We start from the raw sequence: 18241 nt of genomic DNA on the forward strand, positions 1-18241 counted from the left end.
CGCCTGATGCTAAGACCATGATAGAGCAGGCTGGGTTCGCCGTTATACTCGCCAGACTGTTCGAGGACCACCATGATTTCATTACCCATTGATGCGGCCTTGCCCGCTTTGCGCCAGGCCCTGGCAAACCGTGACGAAGCGGTGCTTGAAGCGCCGCCCGGCGCTGGCAAGACCACCCGCGTGCCGTTGGCGCTGCTGCACGAGCCGTGGCTGGCCGGGCAGACCATCCTGATGCTTGAGCCACGGCGCCTGGCGGCGCGGGCGGCCGCCGAGCGGCTGGCCAGCGAGCTGGGCGAGCAGGTGGGGGAAACGGTGGGTTACCGCATCCGCCTGGACAGCAAGGTCGGGCTTAAAACCCGTATCGAAGTGGTGACCGAGGGCATCCTCACCCGCCGCCTGCAGGCCGACCCGGCACTGGAGGGTGTGGGCTTGCTGATCTTCGACGAATTCGTAGAGCGCAGCCTGGATGCCGACCTGGCCCTGGCGCTGAGCCTCAATGGCCGCGAGTTGCTGCGTGACGACCCGCCGCTGAAGATTCTCCTGATGTCCGCCACCCTGGAAGGCGAGCGCCTGTCGCGGTTGCTGGACGATGCGCCGGTGGTCAGCAGCGAAGGCCGCATGCATCCGGTGGATATCCGTTGGGGGCGAGCGTTCCAGCCGGGCGAGTTCATCGAACCACGGGTGGTGGACAGCGTGCTGCAGGCGCTGGCAGACCAAGCCGGCAGCGTGCTGGTATTCCTGCCTGGGCAGGCCGAGATCCGCCGGGTGCACCAGAGCCTGCAGGAGGCCTTGGGCGATCGGCCCGAAATTCTGCTCTGCCCACTGCATGGCGAACTGGATCTCAATGCCCAGCGTGCCGCCATCGACCCGCCGGCCAAGGGCCTGCGCAAGGTGGTGCTGGCCACCAACATCGCCGAAACCAGCCTGACCATCGATGGCGTGCGTGTGGTGATCGATGCCGGCCTGGCCCGTGTGCCGCGCTTCGACCCTGGCAGCGGTATGACCCGCCTGGACACTCAGCGTATCTCCCGCGCCAGCGCCACTCAGCGCGCCGGCCGGGCCGGCCGCCTGGAGCCCGGCGTGTGCTACCGCCTGTGGTCCGAAGCCCAGCATGAGCAACTGGCCGCCCATGGCAGCGCCGAAATCCTCCAGGCCGACCTGGCCGGGTTGGCCCTGCAACTGGCGCGCTGGGGCGTTACCCCCGAGCAGTTGCGCTGGCTTGACCAACCGCCGGCTGCCGCGTTCGCCCAGGCCCAAGACCTGTTGGTGCGGCTCAATGCCTTCAAGCCTGGTAGCCGTGACAACCTCAGCGAACACGGCCAGGCCATGGCCGAACTGCCGGCGCACCCACGCATCGCGCATTTGCTGCTGCGTGGCCAGGACCTGGGCCTGGCACAGATGGCCTGCGATGTGGCTGCGCTGCTGGGGGAGCGGGATATCCAGCGTGGGGGTGGTGCGGACTTGCACAACCGGCTGGCGCTGGTCAGTGGCGAAAGCAAGGCGGCGCGTGGCGGCCAGGGTGGTGTGCAGCGGGCGCGTCAGCTGGCCCGCCAGTACCGTGGTCTGTTGCGAGGCAAGGCCGGTGCGCCGGTCGCCGACCCCGACCACGCGCGCTGGCTGGGCGCGCTTCTGGCGCTGGCCTATCCCGACCGCGTCGCCCTGCAGCGCCGCGAGGGCGGGGCGGAGTATCGGTTGGCCAACGGCCGTGCGGCGCTGTTTGCCGAGGTTGACGCGTTGATGAAGTGCCCCTGGTTGGTAGTCGCCGACCTGGGTAGCCGCCAGGGGCAGCGTGAGGAGCGCATCTACCTGGCCGCCGAATTCGATCCGGCGTTGCTCGATGGCGTGCTGGCCGAGCAGGTCGAGCGGGTCGATATCGTTGATTGGGACGAGCGCGAGCAGGTGTTGCGCGCCGAGCGGCAGGTCAAGGTTGGCGAACTGGTCCTCAGCCGTGAGCCGCTACCCGGCCTGGATGACGAGGCCAAGGCCAGGGCGCTGCTTGGCCTGGTTCGGCGCAAGGGCCTGAACCTGCTGACCTGGACGCCGGAACTGCGCCAGTGGCAGGCACGGGTGGCACTGCTGCGCCAGCTGGACCTGGAAAAGGATGGCCACAGCGAATGGCCCGACCTGGGCGACGAGGCCCTGCTCGCCAACCTGGAAGACTGGCTGCAGCCCTACCTGGGCAAAGTGTCGCGCCTTAGCCACTTTGCCGCGCTGGACCTGCCGTCGCTGTTGCGCAACCTGTTGCCCTGGCCGCTGCCACAGCGCCTGGACGAACAGGCCCCCGCGCACCTGGCGGTGCCGTCCGGCTCGAACATTCGTCTGGACTACAGCGAGAGCCCGCCGGTCCTCGCCGTGCGCTTGCAAGAGCTGTTCGGGCTTGCCGACACCCCACGCATCGCCAACGGCCGGCAGCAGGTCAAGCTGCACCTGCTGTCACCCGCACGCCGGCCGGTGCAGGTGACCCAGGACTTGGCGAACTTCTGGCGCACCACCTACGCCGAGGTGAAGAAGGATTTGAAGGGGCGGTATCCGAAGCATTACTGGCCTGACGACCCCTTGGTGGCCGAGGCTACGGCGCGAGCCAAACCTCGGGGGACCTGAGCGTGGCCGGGGCGGCTGTCAGTCGAGCGGTACGAGCAGGAAGGTGAACACTTCACCTTCCTCGACATTGAGCAAGGCCACCCAGTCGCCGCTTTTGTGCGGCGTATCCTTGATGATGCCAACCCTGTGGCCTCGGTGGTCGCGCAGATGGCAGACCAGGCCGTCCTCGGTCAGCTCCAGTGGCTCGATCTTCCAGTAGTCAGTGACGTCGGCATGCCAGTAGAAGCCCAGGTAGCCATTGCGGCTGATGCCCAGTTTCTTGGCTTGTGGTCGCCCAGGGATGCTGATGTGGTGATGCAGGCGATCGTCGGTCTGCGAGTGGTAATGAAAGTCCATCACCGGCGAGTCCTGCTTTCCCCCAACCTGTAGCCAGTCATCCTCAGGGGTAACCCCCCAGCTGAACTTGTCACTGCTGCGGCTCAGGCGCAGTGGGATGTACCGGTTGACGGCGCGCATGTACAGCCTGCCGCGAAACGACCTGGCAAATTCCGCTTTGATGTCTTCGTGCATGGTGCTTTCCTCGGTTGGCATTGAAGGTTTCGCACCCTAATGCCCAAGCGCGACGCCCAGGCAGATCGAAGACTTTCCCCGGTTGCCTCAGGCGCCGGCTTCACCTTCCAGCAGCATGAACAGGCGGTACAGCACCACGGTGCTGAACAGCTGCAGGAAGCCGCTGAGGCTGTCCATGGCCAGCTCCATGCCAGGCGAGGGTTCTGGGAAAGCCATCAGCAGCAGCCCGTCGATCAGCCAGATCGGTGCCAGCACAGCCACCACACAGAACATGATGCGCATGAAGTGACCGGTGGTCATGCTGGCACTTTCGCGCATCGCCTGCACCACCGGGCGGCCGCGCAGCACCAGCAGGTACTCGGCGAACACCAGATTGATCATGATCCATACGCCCGGGAAGACGAACAAGGCAAGGCCCGCCATGATCAGCAGCGAACTGATGAGAATCAGCAGGGCCAGTTGTGGCCAGAGCTGCAGGGCGCGGGCGAACAGGTCGCGCTTGGCGATTTCCTGGCCCTTGCTGCGGGTATCGAGGTAAAGGATCAGCGCGGCGCTGTACAGCGGGTAGAGCAGCAGGCTGACGAGCATGCCGTAGGCAGGCGATGCCTGGTCGCCCAACTGCCGGTACAGCAACTGAGTGAGCAGGGCTTCCAGCACCACCAGCGGCAGGCACAGTTGGACAATGTTCGGCAGGTGGCGGCGGAAGAAGTACAGGGAGTCGCGCAGAACGCTCAGCGGATTCATCAGTCAACATCGCATGGCAGTAAAAACAGGGGCCTAACTTTAGCCCAAAGCAGGCCTGGGGCTGTCACTTGCTGAAAAAAGTTTCACCGCGCCGGTGATTGAATCCCGCGTCCGTACGCCCCATCTTTGACGCTGTCCGTTGTCCCGCTACCCCACGAGGTCGCCCATGAACACTGAAGAACAAACCCTGATCGACGGCCTGTTCGGCCGCATCAAGCAAGCTGAAGACCCGAGCCAGCCGCGCGATCCGCAGGCCCAGGCGTGCATCGAGCAACATCTGCGTCAACAGCCGGCGGCGCCTTACTACATGGCACAAGCCATATTGGTGCAGGAGGCTGCGATCAAGCGCCTCGACGAGCAGAACAAGCAGCTGGAGGCCGAACTGCAGCAGGCCCGCGCCCAGGCCCAGGCCGCACAAGCCGCCAGCAGCGCGCCAAGCAATGGCGGGGGTGGTTTCCTGTCCAGCATCTTTGGTTCGGGTGGGCGTAACGCGGCCCCGGCGGTGCAGCCGCAGCGTCCCGCTGCTGCCCCGGTGGCGTCGGGTGGTGGCTGGCGCGAGCCTTCGGCACCGGGCTTCTCCCAGCCGCCAACACAGCAACCTGGCTTTGCCGCCGCGCCGGCGCGCGGCGGCGCCAGCAGTTTCCTCGGTGGGGCCATGCAGACCGCTGCCGGTGTGGCCGGTGGTGTGTTGCTGGCGCAGGGTATCAGCAGCCTGTTCAACCACAACTCGCAGCCGGAAGAAGTGGTCGAGGTGATCAAGGAAGAACCGACACCGGCCAGCGACAGCGGCGGCTGGAACGACCAGGGCGGTCAGCAGCAAGTGGCTGACAATGGCGGTTGGGGCAGTGACCAGGGTGGTTACGCCGACAGCGATTATGGCAGCGATGATGGCGGGTTCTTCTCGGACGACGACTCGTACGTCTGACAGGTCTGGCATACTGCTGGCATTTTTGAGGGGCGCTGTGCGCCCCTTTCGCGACGCAAGGCCGCTCCCACAGGTAAAGTGCAGGCTTCACACGCATTGCCCGACCTGTGGGAGCGGCCTTGTGTCGTGAAAGGGCTGCAACGCAGCCCCAAAATCCCAGACCGGACACGAGGTTCCCAGGTGAAAAAGATCGCGCTGTTCGCCGATGTGCAGAACCTCTACTACACCGTGCGCCAGGCCCATGGCTGCCATTTCAACTACACCGCCCTTTGGGCCGACGTCAGCCGCGAAGGCCAGATCGTCGAAGCCGTGGCCTATGCCATCGACCGTGGCGACGCCAAGCAGCAACAGTTCCAGCAGATTTTGCGCAACCTCGGTTTCGACGTGCGTCTCAAACCCTTCATCCAGCGCAGCGATGGCTCGGCCAAAGGCGACTGGGATGTGGGCATTACCCTGGATGTAATCGACGCGGCAAGCAGGGTCGACCAGGTAGTGCTGGCTTCTGGCGATGGTGATTTCGACCTGCTGCTGGAGCGGGTGATCCAGCGCCATGGCACCGAAGCCGTGGTGTATGGCGTGCCGGGGCTGACGGCGCTGTCATTGATCCGTGCCGCCACCCGCTATGTGCCCATCGAGGGCGCACTGTTGCTCAAACACTAAGGTTTTTCATGGAACGTATCGCTGTCATCGACTTTGAAACCACCGGTGTTTCCCCCGGTGCCGGTTGCCGCGCCACCGAGGTGGCGGTGGTAATGCTCGAAGGCGGGCGCATTGTCGAACGCTACCAGAGCCTGATGAACGCGGGCGTGCCAGTGCCGGCCTTCGTCGCCGGCCTGACCGGCATCACCACCGCCATGTTGCGCACTGCGCCGCCGGTGGACAAAGTGATGAACGAGGTGGCCGAGTTTGTCGGTGGCACCCCATTGCTGGCGCACAACGCGGCCTTCGACCAGAAGTTCTGGGACTACGAACTGAGCCGCATCGGTCGCAGCCGCAGCCAGCCGTTCGCTTGCTCTCTGCTGCTGTCACGGCGCCTGCTGCCGGCGGCGCCGAACCACAAGCTGGGTACTCTGACACGTTGGGCTGGGTTGCCGGACACCGGGACCGCGCACCGGGCCATGGCCGATGCCGAAATGGCCGCCAACCTGCTGCAACACCTGACTGGCGTGTTGCGCCAGGACCACGGTTTACAGCAACTTTCGCACGGCCTGCTTTGTCGGTTGCAGAAAGTCCCGGCTGCAAAGGTGCGCGACACGCTGGCCAAGTACCGTTAGGGCTGGCCGGCAATACAGGGCTCAAGCCGAACGCACCAAAAGTGTGCCGCTCATTTGAGCCCGTTCTGTAACGTATCTTCGCCCAGGCAGGCCGTTAAACTGAAGCACCCGTAAACGGATTTCGAGTTTTCCCATGCCTGCCGCCCGTCGCTTCCCGCTGTTGCTCATTGGTGCTTTCCTGGCCTTGTACCTGGTTTGGGGTTCCACTTATCTGTTCATTCGTATCGGCGTGGAGAGCTGGCCTCCGATGCTCATGGCCGGGGTGCGCTTTCTGATTGCCGGCGGCCTGCTGTACGGTTTTTTGCGCTGGCGCGGTGTGCCCGCGCCGACCTGGCCGCAGTGGCGGGCGGCAGGGGCGATTGGCTTTTTGCTGCTTAGCTGTGGCAACGGTGGTGTGACCGTGGCCGAGCATGCTGGCGTGGCGTCGGGCGTAGCGGCGCTGGCCGTGGCGACAGTGCCACTGTTCACCCTGCTGTTCGGCCTGTTGTTCGGGCACCGCAATTCGAAGCTGGAGTGGGCGGGCATTGCCCTGGGGCTGGTGGGTATCGGCCTGCTGAACCTGGGCTCCAACCTGCAGGCAAGCCCGATGGGTGCAGCGCTGATCCTGTTCGCAGCGGCGTCCTGGGCGTTCGGCTCGGTGTGGAGCAAAACCTTGCCGCTGCCCCAGGGGCCTATGGCCAGCGCGGCAGAAATGCTGGTGGGGGGGGCGGTACTGTTGCTGGGCAGTGTGCTGTCGGGCGAGCGTATGACGCAGATGCCGACCGCTGCCGGCTGGGGGGCGTTGGCCTATCTGGTGTTCTTCGGCTCGATCCTGGCGTTCAGTGCCTACATGTATTTGCTCAAACATGTGCGCCCGGCAGCCGCCACCAGCTACGCCTACGTCAACCCGGCGGTGGCGGTGCTGTTGGGCATCGTCTTCGCCGGCGAACAGATTGGCGCCGAAGAGTGCGTGGCGATGGCGGTGATTATCGGTGCGGTGGTGCTGATTGGCCTTCCACAGTGGCGCAAGGCGCCTGCGCAGCCGTTGAAAGGCGAAATCTGCAAGTAGGCAGGGGTGATGCGGTAAACTTGCCGCCTTCGCTGAACCCCCCGACGGTATTGCCATGAATTTCGCCAAACTCGGCCTGATCGAACCGCTGCTGCGTACCCTGCAGCAGCTGGACTACACCACCCCGACCCCGGTGCAGGCCAAGGCCATCCCCGCCGTGCTGGCCGGCCGCGACCTGATGGCCGCAGCCCAGACCGGTACCGGCAAGACCGCAGGCTTTGCCTTGCCCGTGCTGCAGCGCCTGGCGCTGGAAGGCGAAAAGGTGGCCAGCAACTCCATCCGTGCGCTGGTGCTGGTACCTACCCGCGAACTGGCCGAGCAGGTGCACAACAACGTGCGCGAATACGCCGAGAACCTGCCGCTGAGCACCTACGCGGTGTATGGCGGCGTCAGCATCAACCCGCAGATGATGCGCCTGCGCCGTGGTGTCGACCTGCTGGTGGCCACCCCGGGTCGTTTGCTCGACCTGTTCCGGCAGAACGCGGTGAAGTTCAACCAGGTGCAGACCCTGGTACTGGACGAAGCCGACCGCATGCTCGACCTGGGCTTTGCCGAGGAGCTGCAATCGGTTTACGCGGCGCTGCCCCGCAAGCGCCAGACGCTGCTGTTCTCCGCCACCTTCTCCGATCAGATTCGCGTGCTGGCGGGGTTGGCCTTGAATGACCCGCTCAGTATCGAAGTGAGCCCGCGCAACGCCACCGCGACCAGCGTCAAGCAGTGGCTGGTGCCTGTGGATAAAAAGCGCAAGGAAGACCTGTTCTGCCACCTGCTGCGCAAGCAGCGCTGGACCCAGGTGCTGGTGTTCGCCAAGACCCGTAACGGTGTCGACCAACTGGTGCAGCGTTTGCTGGCCGAAGGTGTGAACGCCGACGGCATTCATGGGGACCGCCCGCAGGCTACCCGTCAGCGCGCGCTGGACAGCTTCAAGGCCCGCGAAGTGCAGGTGCTGGTGGCCACCGATGTGGCAGCCCGTGGCCTGGACATCGATGATTTGCCGCTGGTGGTCAACCTTGACCTGCCGATCGTTGCCGAGGACTACGTGCACCGCATCGGCCGTACCGGGCGGGCGGGCAACAAGGGCGAGGCGATTTCGCTGGTGTGCGCGGATGAAGTGCAACTGCTGGCGGCTATCGAAGTGCTGACCCGGCAGACCCTGCCGCGTCATGAAGAGCCTGATTTTATCCCTGATCACCGGGTGCCGCTGACCGATGCCAGTGGCCAGGTGATCAAGAAACCGAAGAAGCCCAAGAAGCCGAAAGAAAACAGCGCCAAGCGCGGGCTGGGCCGTTGGATGGACAGTTCTGAGGCGGGTAATTCCGAGCCGGCAGTCAAGGCGGTGCGCAAGGTGCCGAGTTTCAATGGTGGGCCGCGCAAGCGTAAGCCCTGAGATTTCGGGGCCGCTCTGCGGCCCATCGCGACACAGTTCAGGCCCGCGCCGTACCTGTGGCAGCGGCCTTGTGTCGCGAAAGGGCTGCGCAGCAGCCCCTGCAATCTTTCAGGAAACCGGCTTAATCCAATCCGCCGCCGCTCGCCCGGCGCGCAAGCCGCTGGCAAAGCACGCCGTTAGCAAATACCCCCCGGTCGGCGCCTCCCAGTCCAGCATTTCGCCGGCACAGAACACCCCCGGCATGCCCTTGACCATCAACCCCTCATCCAGCCCCTCGAAACGCACCCCGCCGGCGCTACTGATCGCTTCATCCAGCGGCCGTGTACGCACCAACGTGATCGGCAATGCCTTGATCGATCGGGCCAGCGCCTGCGGGTCGGCAAAGCTCGCGTGATCGGTCAGCTCCCGCAGCAGTGCCGCCTTGACCCCATCGATACCCAACTGGCTGTGCAGATGCTTGGCCATGGAGCGTGAACCGCGTGGCTTGGCCAGTGCCTGGGCAATTTTGTCCACAGGCTTGTCCGGCAGCAGGTCGAGCAACAACAGCCCACGGCCGTCACGGTTGATGGCCTCGCGCAGCGGTGCCGACCAGGCATACACCAGGCTGCCCTCCACACCTTGCGCGGTGAGGATGAACTCGCCTTTGCGCGGTGCACTGCCCGGTACGCTGAGGGCAATGTTCTTCAGCGGCGCGCCGGCGAACTTGTCCTTGAGCAAGGCGCTCCAACTGTCCACTTCAAAACCGCAGTTGCTCGGCTGCAAAGGCGAGATATCCACAGCCCGTTCGGCCAGCAGCGCTTGCCAACTGCCGTCGGAGCCCAGTCGCGCCCAGCTGGCGCCACCCAGTGCCAGCACCACGACGGCGGCTTTCACCAGCCGTTCGCCCTGTGGATAAGCAATCCGCAACGCGCCATCGGAGTTCCAGCCCAGCCAGCGATGACGGGTGTGGATAACTACCCCGTTGTCACGCAGGCGCTTGAGCCAGGCACGTAGCAGCGGCGCGGCTTTCATGTCGGTCGGAAACACCCGGCCCGAGGTGCCGACGAAGGTTTCGATGCCCAGGCCGTGAATCCATTGGCGTAATGCGTCCGCATCGAAGTCGCGCAGCAACGCCTCGATCTCGCCCTGGCGTTCGGCATAGCGGGCCACGAACGCCGAGTAGGGCTCGGAATGGGTGATGTTCATGCCGCCGACGCCTGCCAGCAGGAACTTGCGCCCAACCGAAGGCATGGCATCGAACACCTCGACTGACAGGCCTGCCTGGGCCAGTGCTTCGGCAGCCATCAAGCCGGCAGGGCCGCCACCGATGACGACAGCGAGGGGAGAGGATGCGGGGTTCAGATCGGGCATGGTGGGCAGCAGGCTGTGGAAAAGAGGCGCATTCTAGCGCAGCGCTGGCCATGGAAGCACTGGTCAAAAAATGCTCAGAAGTCTGCAGGCCTTGCCATCAAAGGGCTGTAGCGCCTTTCCCGCAGGTTATCCACAAGCGGTTCCACAGTCATTGTGAACAACCGATGACGCGTGCTGCGCTGTGGTGAAGGATGCCGTGGCGTTTGGCCAAGGCTGCGCGGTCCTTGCTGTAACCACCGCCGATCACGCCCACCACCGGGATATCGCGGCCCAGGCAGTGGCGCAATACGGCTTCGTCACGGGCGGCAACGCCAGCATCGGTCAGTTGCAGGTAGCCCAAGGCGTCGTCTTTGTGCACATCGACGCCGGCGTCATACAGCACCAGGTCGGGCTGATACAACGGCAGCAGGTAATTGAGGGCGTCGTCCACCACCTTCAGGTAGGCGGTATCGCCCATGCCACGGGGCAGGGGGATATCCCAGTCGCTTTGCGCCTTGCGGGCCGGGAAGTTCTGCTCGCAGTGCAGCGACACGGTGATGGCCTCTGGCGTGTCGTGCAGGATGCGCGCGGTGCCATCGCCCTGGTGCACGTCGCAGTCGAAAATCAGCACCCGGTGTACCCGGCCAGCCGCCAGCAGGTAACGGCTGATCACCGCGAGGTCGTTGAAGATGCAGAAGCCGGCGGGGTGGTCGTAATGGGCATGGTGGGTGCCACCGGCGAGGTGGCAGGCGATGCCGTGCTGCAGGGCCATTTCGGCCGTGAGCAGCGAGCCGCCGACGGCGCGCACGGTGCGCCGGGCCAGCGCCTCGCTCCAGGGCAGGCCGAGGCGGCGCTGGTCCTCGCGCGACAGCTCGCCGTTCATGTAGCGCTCGATGTAGCTGCGGTCGTGGGCCAGGGCGAGGATGTCGTTGGGGCAGATGTCCGGGCGCAGCAGGGCTTGGTCGGTGGTCAGCCCGCTGTCGACCAAGTGGTCGCGCAGCAGGCGGAACTTGTCCATCGGGAAGCGGTGTTCGGCGGGGAACTCCGGGCTGTAGTCTTCGTGGTAGATCAGCGGCAGCGGCATGGGGTGTTCACAATCGGGGCCAGTGCTGATCTTGCCAGTTATCGTCCTGCGCTGGCCAATACGCGTTGCCAGTCCGGCTCGTTCAGGCGCCCTAGGATGCGCGCCTTGCCATCGCCATCCACCGACACGAACAAAGCGCTGGCGTAGCTGCTTTGACGTTCGCCACCGGCAACGCTCTGCTGGCGGGCGAAATGGTCGATGCAGCCGTTGTGGGTCACCAGCACCAGGTTGTGCCCCGCACGTTTGCGCGCCAGCGCCTCGCTGGCGAACTGGCTGTCGCAGGTTTCCAGCCAGCCTTCGCTGGCCACCGCCTGACCGAGGATGAAGTGCGCGGTTTGCCGGGTGCGCAGTTTCGGGCTGGTCAGCAGGTCGGCGTTGTGCAGGCCCAGCCGGTTCAGCCCTTGGCCAACACGGGTTGCGGCCTGGCTACCGCTTACGGTGATACCGGTGGGGTCGTCCAGGCAGGGGCCGGGTGCGCTGTCGCAGCGTTCGGCGTGGCGGATCATCACGATCACCGCGCCTTCGGCCCAGTCTTGCAGTAAACCGCTGTCACTCAGTTGTTGCTCGTTGCCAAGGTCCACGATATGCGTCCTCGTCGCCAGCCAGGTGGTCAACGCCGCCACGACCATGCACAGGCCAAGGGCGGCACCGAGGGCTTTGCGAGACAGGCGCCGCTTGCGCCGGGTGTGAATGGCAGCGTGCCCCAGGGTATTGCTCGATTGCATGCGTAGCTCCGTTGGCATGGCCGCGTCTGGCGCGGCAGAGATGGCGGGATTGTGCTGAGGGGCCTGTCGGGGGCCGGTGAAGGGCGTGTGAAAATTGCATTCGGCGGCTACCGGTTGGGTGAAAGCCGAGCCCGCGCCTACGCTGTACACTGCAAGGCGGCAAAACCGGAGCAGGCCCCATGACCCCCATCCTTGAACTGGAAAGCGCACGGCTGGTGCTGCGCCAATGGCACGACGACGACCTGCGCGAGTTCGCCGCGCTGTGCGCCGACCCGCAGGTGATGCGCTACTTCCCGGCGCCCCTGACGCGTCTGGAAGCCGCTGCATTGATCGGTCGGGTGCGCGGGCACTTCAATGAATACGGTTTTGGTTTGTGGGCCCTTGAGCGCAAGGACAGCGGCGCGTTCATCGGCATGACCGGTTTGCTGCACGTGGGCTTCGAGGCCGATTTCACCCCCGCTGTGGAGATTGGCTGGCGCCTGGCCCGCCGTCACTGGGGCCTGGGTTTTGCCAGCGAGGCGGCGTGGACCTGCCTGCGTTGTGCTTTCGCCCAATTGCGCCTGGAGGAAGTCGTGTCGTTCACTAGCGAGAGCAACCTGCCGTCGCAGAAGGTCATGCAAGCCATCGGTATGCAGCAGGACGCGCAGGGCAGTTTCGAGCACCCCCGCCTGCCTGAGGGCCACCCGCTACGCCCGCATGTGCTGTACCGCATCGACCGCACCCATTGGGAGCGCACCCTGCGCCCCTGAATGCATGGCCATGCCCGGCACGAATGACAAACCCTGTATTATTTGCCCACTTGGAAGGCGCTGCATGTTGCACGTTCAGCGCCTGTGAGATCGAGCGCCGCTCGGGCGGCGCATCGCGAGCAAGCTCGCTCCTACGGAGAACCCCCGATGAGTCATGTGTTGGACGACCTGGTCGACCTGTTGAGCCTCGAAGCCATCGAGGAGAACCTGTTCCGTGGCCGCAGCCAGGACCTGGGCTTCCGCCAGCTTTACGGTGGGCAAGTGCTGGGGCAGTCGTTGTCGGCAGCCAGCCAGACGGTCGAGGACGCGCGCCATGTGCATTCGTTGCACGGCTACTTCCTGCGCCCGGGCGATGCCAGCCTGCCGGTGGTGTACTCGGTGGACCGCGTGCGCGATGGCGGCAGTTTCAGCACCCGGCGGGTGACGGCGATCCAGAAAGGCCAGACCATCTTCACCTGCAGCGCATCGTTCCAGTACGACGAGGAAGGGTTCGAGCACCAGGCGCAGATGCCAGAGGTGGTCGGCCCGGAAAACCTGCCGACCGAAGTCGAACTGGCCCGCGCCATGGCCGACCAGTTGCCCGAGCGCATTCGCGACAAAGTGCTGTGCGCCAAGCCGATCGAGATCCGCCCGGTCACCGAGCGTGACCCGTTCAACCCCAAGCCCGGCGACCCGGTGAAGTACGCCTGGTTCCGCGCCGACGGCAACCTGCCTGACGTACCCGCCCTGCACAAGTACCTGCTGGCCTACGCCTCGGACTTCGGCCTGCTGACCACTGCGCTGCTGCCCCATGGCAAGTCGGTGTGGCAGCGCGACATGCAGATCGCCAGCCTCGACCATTCGTTGTGGTTCCATGGCAACCTGCGCGCTGACGAATGGCTGCTGTACGCAACCGATAGCCCCTGGGCCGGTAATTCCCGTGGTTTCTGCCGCGGCAGCATCTTCAACCAGGCCGGGCAACTGGTGGCATCGTCCAGCCAGGAAGGCCTGATTCGTCATCGCAAGGATTGGGCATGAGCCTCCTTGGCGAGGTGCGCAACTGGGTGTTCGACATGGACGGCACCTTGACCGTGGCGGTGCACGACTTTGCCGCCATTCGCGTGGCGTTGGACATCCCGGCCGAGCACGACATCCTCACCCACCTGGCGGCGCTGCCGGCTGATGAGGCGGCAGCCAAGCATGCCTGGTTGCTGGAGCACGAGCGGGACCTGGCGGTTGCCTCCACGGCGGCCACCGGGGCGGTGGAACTGGTGCGCGAACTGGCCGAGCGCGGTTGCCGGCTGGGTATTCTTACCCGCAATGCGCGTGAGCTTGCGCATGTGACGCTGGAGGCCATCGGCCTGGCGGACTGCTTCGCGGTGGAGCACATTCTCGGGCGTGACGAAGCGGCGCCCAAGCCGAGCCCGGATGGGTTACTGAAAATTGCCAGTGCCTGGGGCGTGGCGCCCAGTGAGCTGGTGATGGTGGGGGATTACCGCTTTGACCTGGACTGTGGACGGGCGGCGGGGGCGCGCACGGTGCTGGTGAACCTGCCGGATAACCCGTGGCCGGAGCTGGTGGATTGGCATGCGGCCGATTGCCAGGCATTGAAGGTGATGCTGGGCTGATTCTTGTGTTGGCAATGCGGGCCTGTTCGCGGGCATGCCCGCGAAAGGGCCGGACCTGTCTATGCTGAACCCCATTCTTTCTTCTGATACGGAGACCTACCCATGACCAGCAAGGCCATCTACGTACAACCCGGCGGCGGCTACGACAAGGTCGAGGTCGGCACCAGCGAGGCCCTGGCCCCCAAGGCCGGCGAGATCACCGTGCGCCTGCACGCCAGCTCCCTCAACTACCACGATTTCGCCGTGGTCAGCGGCATGTGGGGCCCGAGCGAGCGGCGCATCCCCATGGCCGATGGCGCCGGTGAGGTGGTCGCGGTGGGGGCTGGCGTTACCGAGTTCCAGGTCGGCGACAGCGTGGTCAGCACCTTCTTCCCCGATTGGCTCGATGGCCAGGCCAATGTCGAGGGCTTTGCCCAGGTGCCTGGCGACGGCCTCGATGGCTACGCCCGAGAGCAGGTCACCGCCCGTGCCACTGCGTTCACCCTGGCGCCCAAGGGTTTCAGCCATGCCGAAGCGGCCACCCTGACCACCGCCGGGCTTACCGCCTGGCGCGCGCTGATGAGTGATGATCACCTCAAGCCCGGCGACACGGTGCTGGTGCAGGGCACTGGCGGTGTGTCGATTTTCGCCTTGCAGTTCGCCAAGCTGGCCGGCGCCACAGTGATCGCCACCTCGTCCAGCGATGCCAAGTTGGAGCGCCTGAAAGCGTTGGGTGCCGACCACCTGATCAATTACAAGAGCACCCCGGCCTGGGGTGAGAAAGTGCGTGAGCTGACGGGCAACCGCGGGGTTGATCATGTGATCGAAGTGGGTGGCCCGGCGACGCTGGAGCAGTCGATGATTGCCGCGCGCATCGGTGGGCATGTTTCGCTGATCGGTATCCTCACCGGGGTGGCTGGGCAGTTGCCGCTGGTGCAGGCGCTGGTGCGGCAGATTCGCCTGCAAGGGGTGCTGGTAGGCAGCCGTGCGCAGCAGCAGGCGATGGTGCGGGCGATCGATGCCAACGGCCTGCGCCCGGTGGTGGACAAGCATTTCGAGTTGGAGCAGATCGTCGAGGCGTTCCGTTACCAGGAGAGCAACCGGCATTTCGGCAAGATCTGCCTGACTTGGTGAGGATAGGTGAGGGCGGCTGGATGTAACGGCCACCCTACAAGCCAATACATTCGCGCACATCGGCAGCACAGGGCGGCTGGCTAGAATGCCCCGCTCTGTTGCGATTGATTCTCTTCAAGAGGATGCCCTGATGTGCCCGACTCCCCTTTTCTGGCAGCGTTTGCTGCCTGTCTTGCTGTTGGCTACCTGCCTCGGCTTCATCCAACCTGCCAGCGCCGTGCAAGTGACCGACGTGCTCGGGCGCAAGGTCGAGGTTGACCACCCGCCTCAGCGCATCGTGCTTGGCGAAGGGCGGCTGTTTTTCGCGCTGGCTTTGCTTGACCGTGACAACCCATTCCAGCGGGTGGTCGGCTGGCAGAACGACATGCGCCTGCTCGACCCGCATACCTATGAGGTGTATGCGCAGCAGTACCCACAAGTGGCCAAGTTGCCGCTGATCGGCCAGGCGTCCGAGCAGAGCGTGAGCGCTGAGCAGATACTGGCGCTCAAGCCCGACCTGGCCATTTTCAGCATCGCCGGTGAGGGCCCGACCCAGCACAGCCCGGTGGCCGATCTACTGGAAAAGGCCGGGGTGCCGGTGCTGTTCATCGACTTTCGCGTGCACCCGATCCGCAATACCCGGGTGAGCATGCAGGCACTGGGCACGCTGCTGGGGCGTGAGCCGCAGGCGGCGGAGTACCTGAACCTGTACGACCGTCACCTGAAGCGGGTAACCGACGGCGTGGCCAGGATCAAGGAAAGCGAGCGGCCCAAGGTGTTTCTCGAACTGTTGGCTGGCGTGTGGCAGGCACCGGGGCACACCACTGGCAAGAGCGGATTGGGCAGCGTGGTCGAAGCCGTAGGCGGGCACAACATTGGTGCCGATGTGGTGCCTGGGGCGCTGGGTGATGTGAGTGTCGAGTACGTGTTGCAAGCCGACCCGGACGTGTACATCGCCACCGGCAACCGCGCGCCCGGGGTGCTGCTGGGGGCTGGCGTCTCCACCGATACGGCACGCCAGAGCCTGGCGAAGATCACCGCGCGCCCCGAGTTCGCCCCGCTGCGGCCGATCCAGGCTGGCCAGGCCCATGGCTTGTGGCATGACTTCTACAACTCGCCGTTCAACATCCTGGCGGTCGAGGCCATGGCCCGATGGGTACACCCGGAGCGTTTCAAGGCGCTCGACCCGCAGGCAACCATGGGTGAAATCAACCGCATGCTCAAGGTCGGCCTGGACGGCCAGTACTGGGTCGATGCCAGGTGACCGCGCTGGCCCACGAAGGCGCGGCGTTGGCAGCCTGGCATTATCGTCGCCTGTTGTGGCGGCGGGCCTTGCTGGTCTTCACGCTGGCGTTGTTGCTGTTGTTGTCGGTACTGGGCGACCTGGCCAGCGGTGCCTCGGGCATGGGCCTGGGGCAATTGCTGCATGGCGTCTTCGACCCGGCGACGTTGAGTGCCACCGAGCGGGTGATCATCTGGAACGTGCGCCTGCCGTACTCGCTGATGGCGGTGCTGGTGGGGGCGGCCTTGGCGCTTGCCGGTGCCGAGATGCAGGCGATTCTAGACAACCCGCTGGCCAGCCCCTTCACCTTGGGTGTGTCGTCATCGGCGGCACTCGGCGCCTCGCTGGCGATTGCCTACCCACTGGGCATTGCCTGGCTGGCGCCGAGCGCCCAGGTGACGGTGATGGCGTTCATCTTCGCCTGCCTGTCGGTGGTGCTGTTGCAGGCCATGTCGCGGTTGCGTGGCGCCGGGGTCGAGAGCCTGGTGCTGTTTGGCATCGCCTTGGTGTTCAGCTGCAATGCGTTGGTCTCGTTGCTGCAATTGCTGGCCACCGAGGATGTGCTGCAGCAACTGGTGTTCTGGACCTTGGGTAGCCTGGCCCGCGCCGACTGGCACAAGCTTGGCATGCTGGCCCTGGTGCTGGGGTTGCTGTTGCCGTTTTCGCTACGGGCGGCACCGGCCATGACCTTGCTGCGCATGGGCGAGGACCGTGCGCGCAGTTTTGGCGTCGATACCCGGCGCCTGCGTTTTGCCTCGCTGCTGCGCATCAGCCTGTTGTCGGCAACGGCGGTGGCATTCGTCGGCACCATCGGTTTTGTCGGCCTGGTCGGGCCGCACATCGCCCGGCTGCTGGTCGGTGAGGACCAACGCTTCCTGCTGCCCGCCAGTGCGCTGGTGGGGGCGTTGATGCTGTCGCTGTCGTCGCTTGTCAGCAAGGCGATCTTGCCGGGGGTGATCGTGCCGGTGGGCATCGTTACCGCGCTGGTGGGCGTGCCGGTATTCGTGGTGCTGGTGTTCCGCCGGGGGAGAAGGTTGTGAGCCTGTTGATCGAGGGTGTTTCGGTGGCCTACGGCGCGCGGCAGATCCTGCAGGGGGTGAGCCTGCCGGCGTTGCCGGCCGGCAGCCTGGTAGCGCTGGTCGGGCCAAATGGTGCGGGCAAATCCACGTTGTTGCGTGCCTTGGCAGGGCTGGAGCGGATGCGCGGTGGTTTGCGCCTGGATGGGCAGGATGTGACGCGCCTGGGCTTTGCCGAGCGCTCACGTCGCCTGGCCTATATGCCCCAGCAGCTACCGCCGGGTATCGCCTTGGGCGTATTGGAAAGCATTGTTGCGGCCTTGCGCGTGAGCGCTGGCAGCGATCTGCTGGGCAGCGCCTTCGATGCGTTGCGCCAGTTGGGCATCGAGGGTTTGGCCGAGCGCTCGCTGGACAGTTTGTCTGGCGGGCAACGGCAGCTGGTGGCCTTGGCCCAGTTGCTGGCACGCAACCCACAGGTGCTGTTGCTGGACGAGCCGACCAGTGCGCTGGACCTGCATTACCAGTTGCGGGTGATGGGCGCTGTGCGCGAACGCGTGCAGGCGCATCGGTTGCTGGCGGTGGCGGTGCTGCATGACATCAACCTGGCAGCCAGCCACGCAGATTGGCTGGTGGTGTTGCGTGAGGGCAGGGTGGTGGCCTGCGGGGCGCCGGGGGATGTGCTGCAGCCGGGGCTGTTGGCTGAGGTGTATGGCGTGGTGGCCCGGGTGGAGCGCTGTTCGCAGGGGCGCCTGCAGGTGCTGGTGGACCGGGCGTTGGCTTGAAAACCGGCCAGATGCGGTCCCTTGTAGGAGCGGCCTTGTGTCGCGAAAGGGCTGCGAAGCAGCCCCCCGATTTATGCGATATAGCT

At 65.2% G+C, this 18241-nt stretch carries 18 protein-coding genes; 13 read left to right on the forward strand and 5 right to left on the reverse strand.

What is annotated here, in order from left to right:
- Positions 1–72 precede the first annotated feature (72 nt).
- Positions 73–2601, forward strand: a complete 2529-nt coding sequence (hrpB, locus tag Q9451_RS05705) for an ATP-dependent helicase HrpB (protein WP_238045883.1) — start codon at positions 73–75, stop codon at positions 2599–2601.
- Between the two features lie 18 nt (positions 2602–2619).
- On the opposite strand, the gene Q9451_RS05710 is transcribed toward hrpB, so the two are convergent.
- Both Q9451_RS05710 and Q9451_RS05715 read right to left on the reverse strand, forming a co-directional pair.
- Positions 2620–3111, reverse strand: a complete 492-nt coding sequence (locus Q9451_RS05710) for a hypothetical protein (protein WP_012274312.1) — start codon at positions 3109–3111, stop codon at positions 2620–2622.
- A gap of 87 nt (positions 3112–3198) precedes the next feature.
- Complete coding sequence (locus Q9451_RS05715; protein WP_012274311.1) at positions 3199–3855, reverse strand: YciC family protein; 657 nt, start codon at positions 3853–3855, stop codon at positions 3199–3201.
- Between the two features lie 166 nt (positions 3856–4021).
- Here Q9451_RS05715 and Q9451_RS05720 point away from each other — a divergent pair, with 166 nt between their 5' ends.
- The 5 genes from Q9451_RS05720 (at position 4022) to Q9451_RS05740 (ending at position 8489) form a co-directional block, all read left to right on the forward strand.
- Positions 4022–4780 carry a DUF2076 domain-containing protein gene (locus tag Q9451_RS05720; protein WP_012274310.1) on the forward strand — a complete coding sequence of 253 codons (759 nt, stop codon included), beginning with the start codon at positions 4022–4024 and terminating at the stop codon, positions 4778–4780.
- A 180-nt stretch (positions 4781–4960) separates the two neighbouring features.
- The gene (locus tag Q9451_RS05725) at positions 4961–5440 is read left to right on the forward strand and encodes an NYN domain-containing protein (RefSeq protein ID WP_012274309.1); all 480 of its coding nucleotides are present in this window, start codon (positions 4961–4963) and stop codon (positions 5438–5440) included.
- 8 nt (positions 5441–5448) lie between these two features.
- Positions 5449–6054, forward strand: a complete 606-nt coding sequence (locus Q9451_RS05730) for a 3'-5' exonuclease (RefSeq protein WP_012274308.1) — start codon at positions 5449–5451, stop codon at positions 6052–6054.
- 133 nt (positions 6055–6187) lie between these two features.
- Complete coding sequence (gene yedA, locus Q9451_RS05735) at positions 6188–7102, forward strand: drug/metabolite exporter YedA (RefSeq protein ID WP_012274307.1); 915 nt, start codon at positions 6188–6190, stop codon at positions 7100–7102.
- A gap of 55 nt (positions 7103–7157) precedes the next feature.
- Positions 7158–8489 carry a DEAD/DEAH box helicase gene (locus tag Q9451_RS05740; protein WP_012274306.1) on the forward strand — a complete coding sequence of 444 codons (1332 nt, stop codon included), beginning with the start codon at positions 7158–7160 and terminating at the stop codon, positions 8487–8489.
- A gap of 108 nt (positions 8490–8597) precedes the next feature.
- Here Q9451_RS05740 and Q9451_RS05745 read toward each other — a convergent pair whose 3' ends face one another.
- From Q9451_RS05745 to Q9451_RS05755, 3 genes are all read right to left on the reverse strand, one after another.
- Positions 8598–9839 carry a TIGR03862 family flavoprotein gene (locus Q9451_RS05745; RefSeq protein WP_012274305.1) on the reverse strand — a complete coding sequence of 414 codons (1242 nt, stop codon included), beginning with the start codon at positions 9837–9839 and terminating at the stop codon, positions 8598–8600.
- Between the two features lie 148 nt (positions 9840–9987).
- Entirely contained in the window at positions 9988–10902 is a 915-nt protein-coding gene (locus tag Q9451_RS05750) for a histone deacetylase (protein WP_012274304.1), read from the reverse strand.
- Positions 10903–10940: 38 nt separating this feature from the next.
- Positions 10941–11627, reverse strand: coding sequence for a phosphohistidine phosphatase (locus tag Q9451_RS05755; protein WP_012274303.1), 687 nt, complete (start codon positions 11625–11627; stop codon positions 10941–10943).
- 179 nt (positions 11628–11806) lie between these two features.
- Here Q9451_RS05755 and Q9451_RS05760 point away from each other — a divergent pair, with 179 nt between their 5' ends.
- The 7 genes from Q9451_RS05760 to Q9451_RS05790 all read left to right on the forward strand — a co-directional run bounded on the left by Q9451_RS05760 (position 11807) and on the right by Q9451_RS05790 (position 18155).
- Positions 11807–12376 carry a GNAT family N-acetyltransferase gene (locus tag Q9451_RS05760; protein WP_012274302.1) on the forward strand — a complete coding sequence of 190 codons (570 nt, stop codon included), beginning with the start codon at positions 11807–11809 and terminating at the stop codon, positions 12374–12376.
- 147 nt (positions 12377–12523) lie between these two features.
- On the forward strand, positions 12524–13393 hold the full coding sequence (tesB, locus tag Q9451_RS05765; protein WP_012274301.1) for an acyl-CoA thioesterase II: 870 nt from the start codon (positions 12524–12526) through the stop codon (positions 13391–13393).
- Positions 13390–13983, forward strand: a complete 594-nt coding sequence (locus tag Q9451_RS05770; protein WP_012274300.1) for an HAD family hydrolase — start codon at positions 13390–13392, stop codon at positions 13981–13983. The genes tesB and Q9451_RS05770 overlap by 4 nt, the downstream gene beginning before the upstream one ends.
- A 102-nt stretch (positions 13984–14085) precedes the next feature.
- Complete coding sequence (locus tag Q9451_RS05775; protein ID WP_012274299.1) at positions 14086–15096, forward strand: NAD(P)-dependent alcohol dehydrogenase; 1011 nt, start codon at positions 14086–14088, stop codon at positions 15094–15096.
- 130 nt (positions 15097–15226) lie between these two features.
- On the forward strand, positions 15227–16339 hold the full coding sequence (locus Q9451_RS05780) for an ABC transporter substrate-binding protein (RefSeq protein WP_012274298.1): 1113 nt from the start codon (positions 15227–15229) through the stop codon (positions 16337–16339).
- The gene (locus Q9451_RS05785; RefSeq protein ID WP_012274297.1) at positions 16336–17397 is read left to right on the forward strand and encodes an iron ABC transporter permease; all 1062 of its coding nucleotides are present in this window, start codon (positions 16336–16338) and stop codon (positions 17395–17397) included. Before Q9451_RS05780 ends, Q9451_RS05785 begins: the two co-directional genes overlap by 4 nt.
- Positions 17394–18155: an ABC transporter ATP-binding protein gene (locus Q9451_RS05790; protein WP_012274296.1), complete on the forward strand. Its 762-nt coding sequence runs from the start codon at positions 17394–17396 to the stop codon at positions 18153–18155. Before Q9451_RS05785 ends, Q9451_RS05790 begins: the two co-directional genes overlap by 4 nt.
- Positions 18156–18241: the final 86 nt, after the last annotated feature.

It is taken from the genome of Pseudomonas sp. NY8896, from assembly GCF_039634505.1.

Coding starts and splice junctions, on each gene's coding strand:
- hrpB (WP_238045883.1), top strand. CDS start 73: ATGATTTCATTACCCATTGATGCGGCCTTGCCCGCTTTGCGCCAGGCC.
- Q9451_RS05710 (WP_012274312.1), bottom strand. CDS start 3,111: ATGCACGAAGACATCAAAGCGGAATTTGCCAGGTCGTTTCGCGGCAGG.
- Q9451_RS05715 (WP_012274311.1), bottom strand. CDS start 3,855: ATGAATCCGCTGAGCGTTCTGCGCGACTCCCTGTACTTCTTCCGCCGC.
- Q9451_RS05720 (WP_012274310.1), top strand. CDS start 4,022: ATGAACACTGAAGAACAAACCCTGATCGACGGCCTGTTCGGCCGCATC.
- Q9451_RS05730 (WP_012274308.1), top strand. CDS start 5,449: ATGGAACGTATCGCTGTCATCGACTTTGAAACCACCGGTGTTTCCCCC.
- yedA (WP_012274307.1), top strand. CDS start 6,188: ATGCCTGCCGCCCGTCGCTTCCCGCTGTTGCTCATTGGTGCTTTCCTG.
- Q9451_RS05740 (WP_012274306.1), top strand. CDS start 7,158: ATGAATTTCGCCAAACTCGGCCTGATCGAACCGCTGCTGCGTACCCTG.
- Q9451_RS05745 (WP_012274305.1), bottom strand. CDS start 9,839: ATGCCCGATCTGAACCCCGCATCCTCTCCCCTCGCTGTCGTCATCGGT.
- Q9451_RS05750 (WP_012274304.1), bottom strand. CDS start 10,902: ATGCCGCTGCCGCTGATCTACCACGAAGACTACAGCCCGGAGTTCCCC.
- Q9451_RS05755 (WP_012274303.1), bottom strand. CDS start 11,627: ATGCAATCGAGCAATACCCTGGGGCACGCTGCCATTCACACCCGGCGC.
- Q9451_RS05760 (WP_012274302.1), top strand. CDS start 11,807: ATGACCCCCATCCTTGAACTGGAAAGCGCACGGCTGGTGCTGCGCCAA.
- tesB (WP_012274301.1), top strand. CDS start 12,524: ATGAGTCATGTGTTGGACGACCTGGTCGACCTGTTGAGCCTCGAAGCC.
- Q9451_RS05770 (WP_012274300.1), top strand. CDS start 13,390: ATGAGCCTCCTTGGCGAGGTGCGCAACTGGGTGTTCGACATGGACGGC.
- Q9451_RS05775 (WP_012274299.1), top strand. CDS start 14,086: ATGACCAGCAAGGCCATCTACGTACAACCCGGCGGCGGCTACGACAAG.
- Q9451_RS05780 (WP_012274298.1), top strand. CDS start 15,227: ATGTGCCCGACTCCCCTTTTCTGGCAGCGTTTGCTGCCTGTCTTGCTG.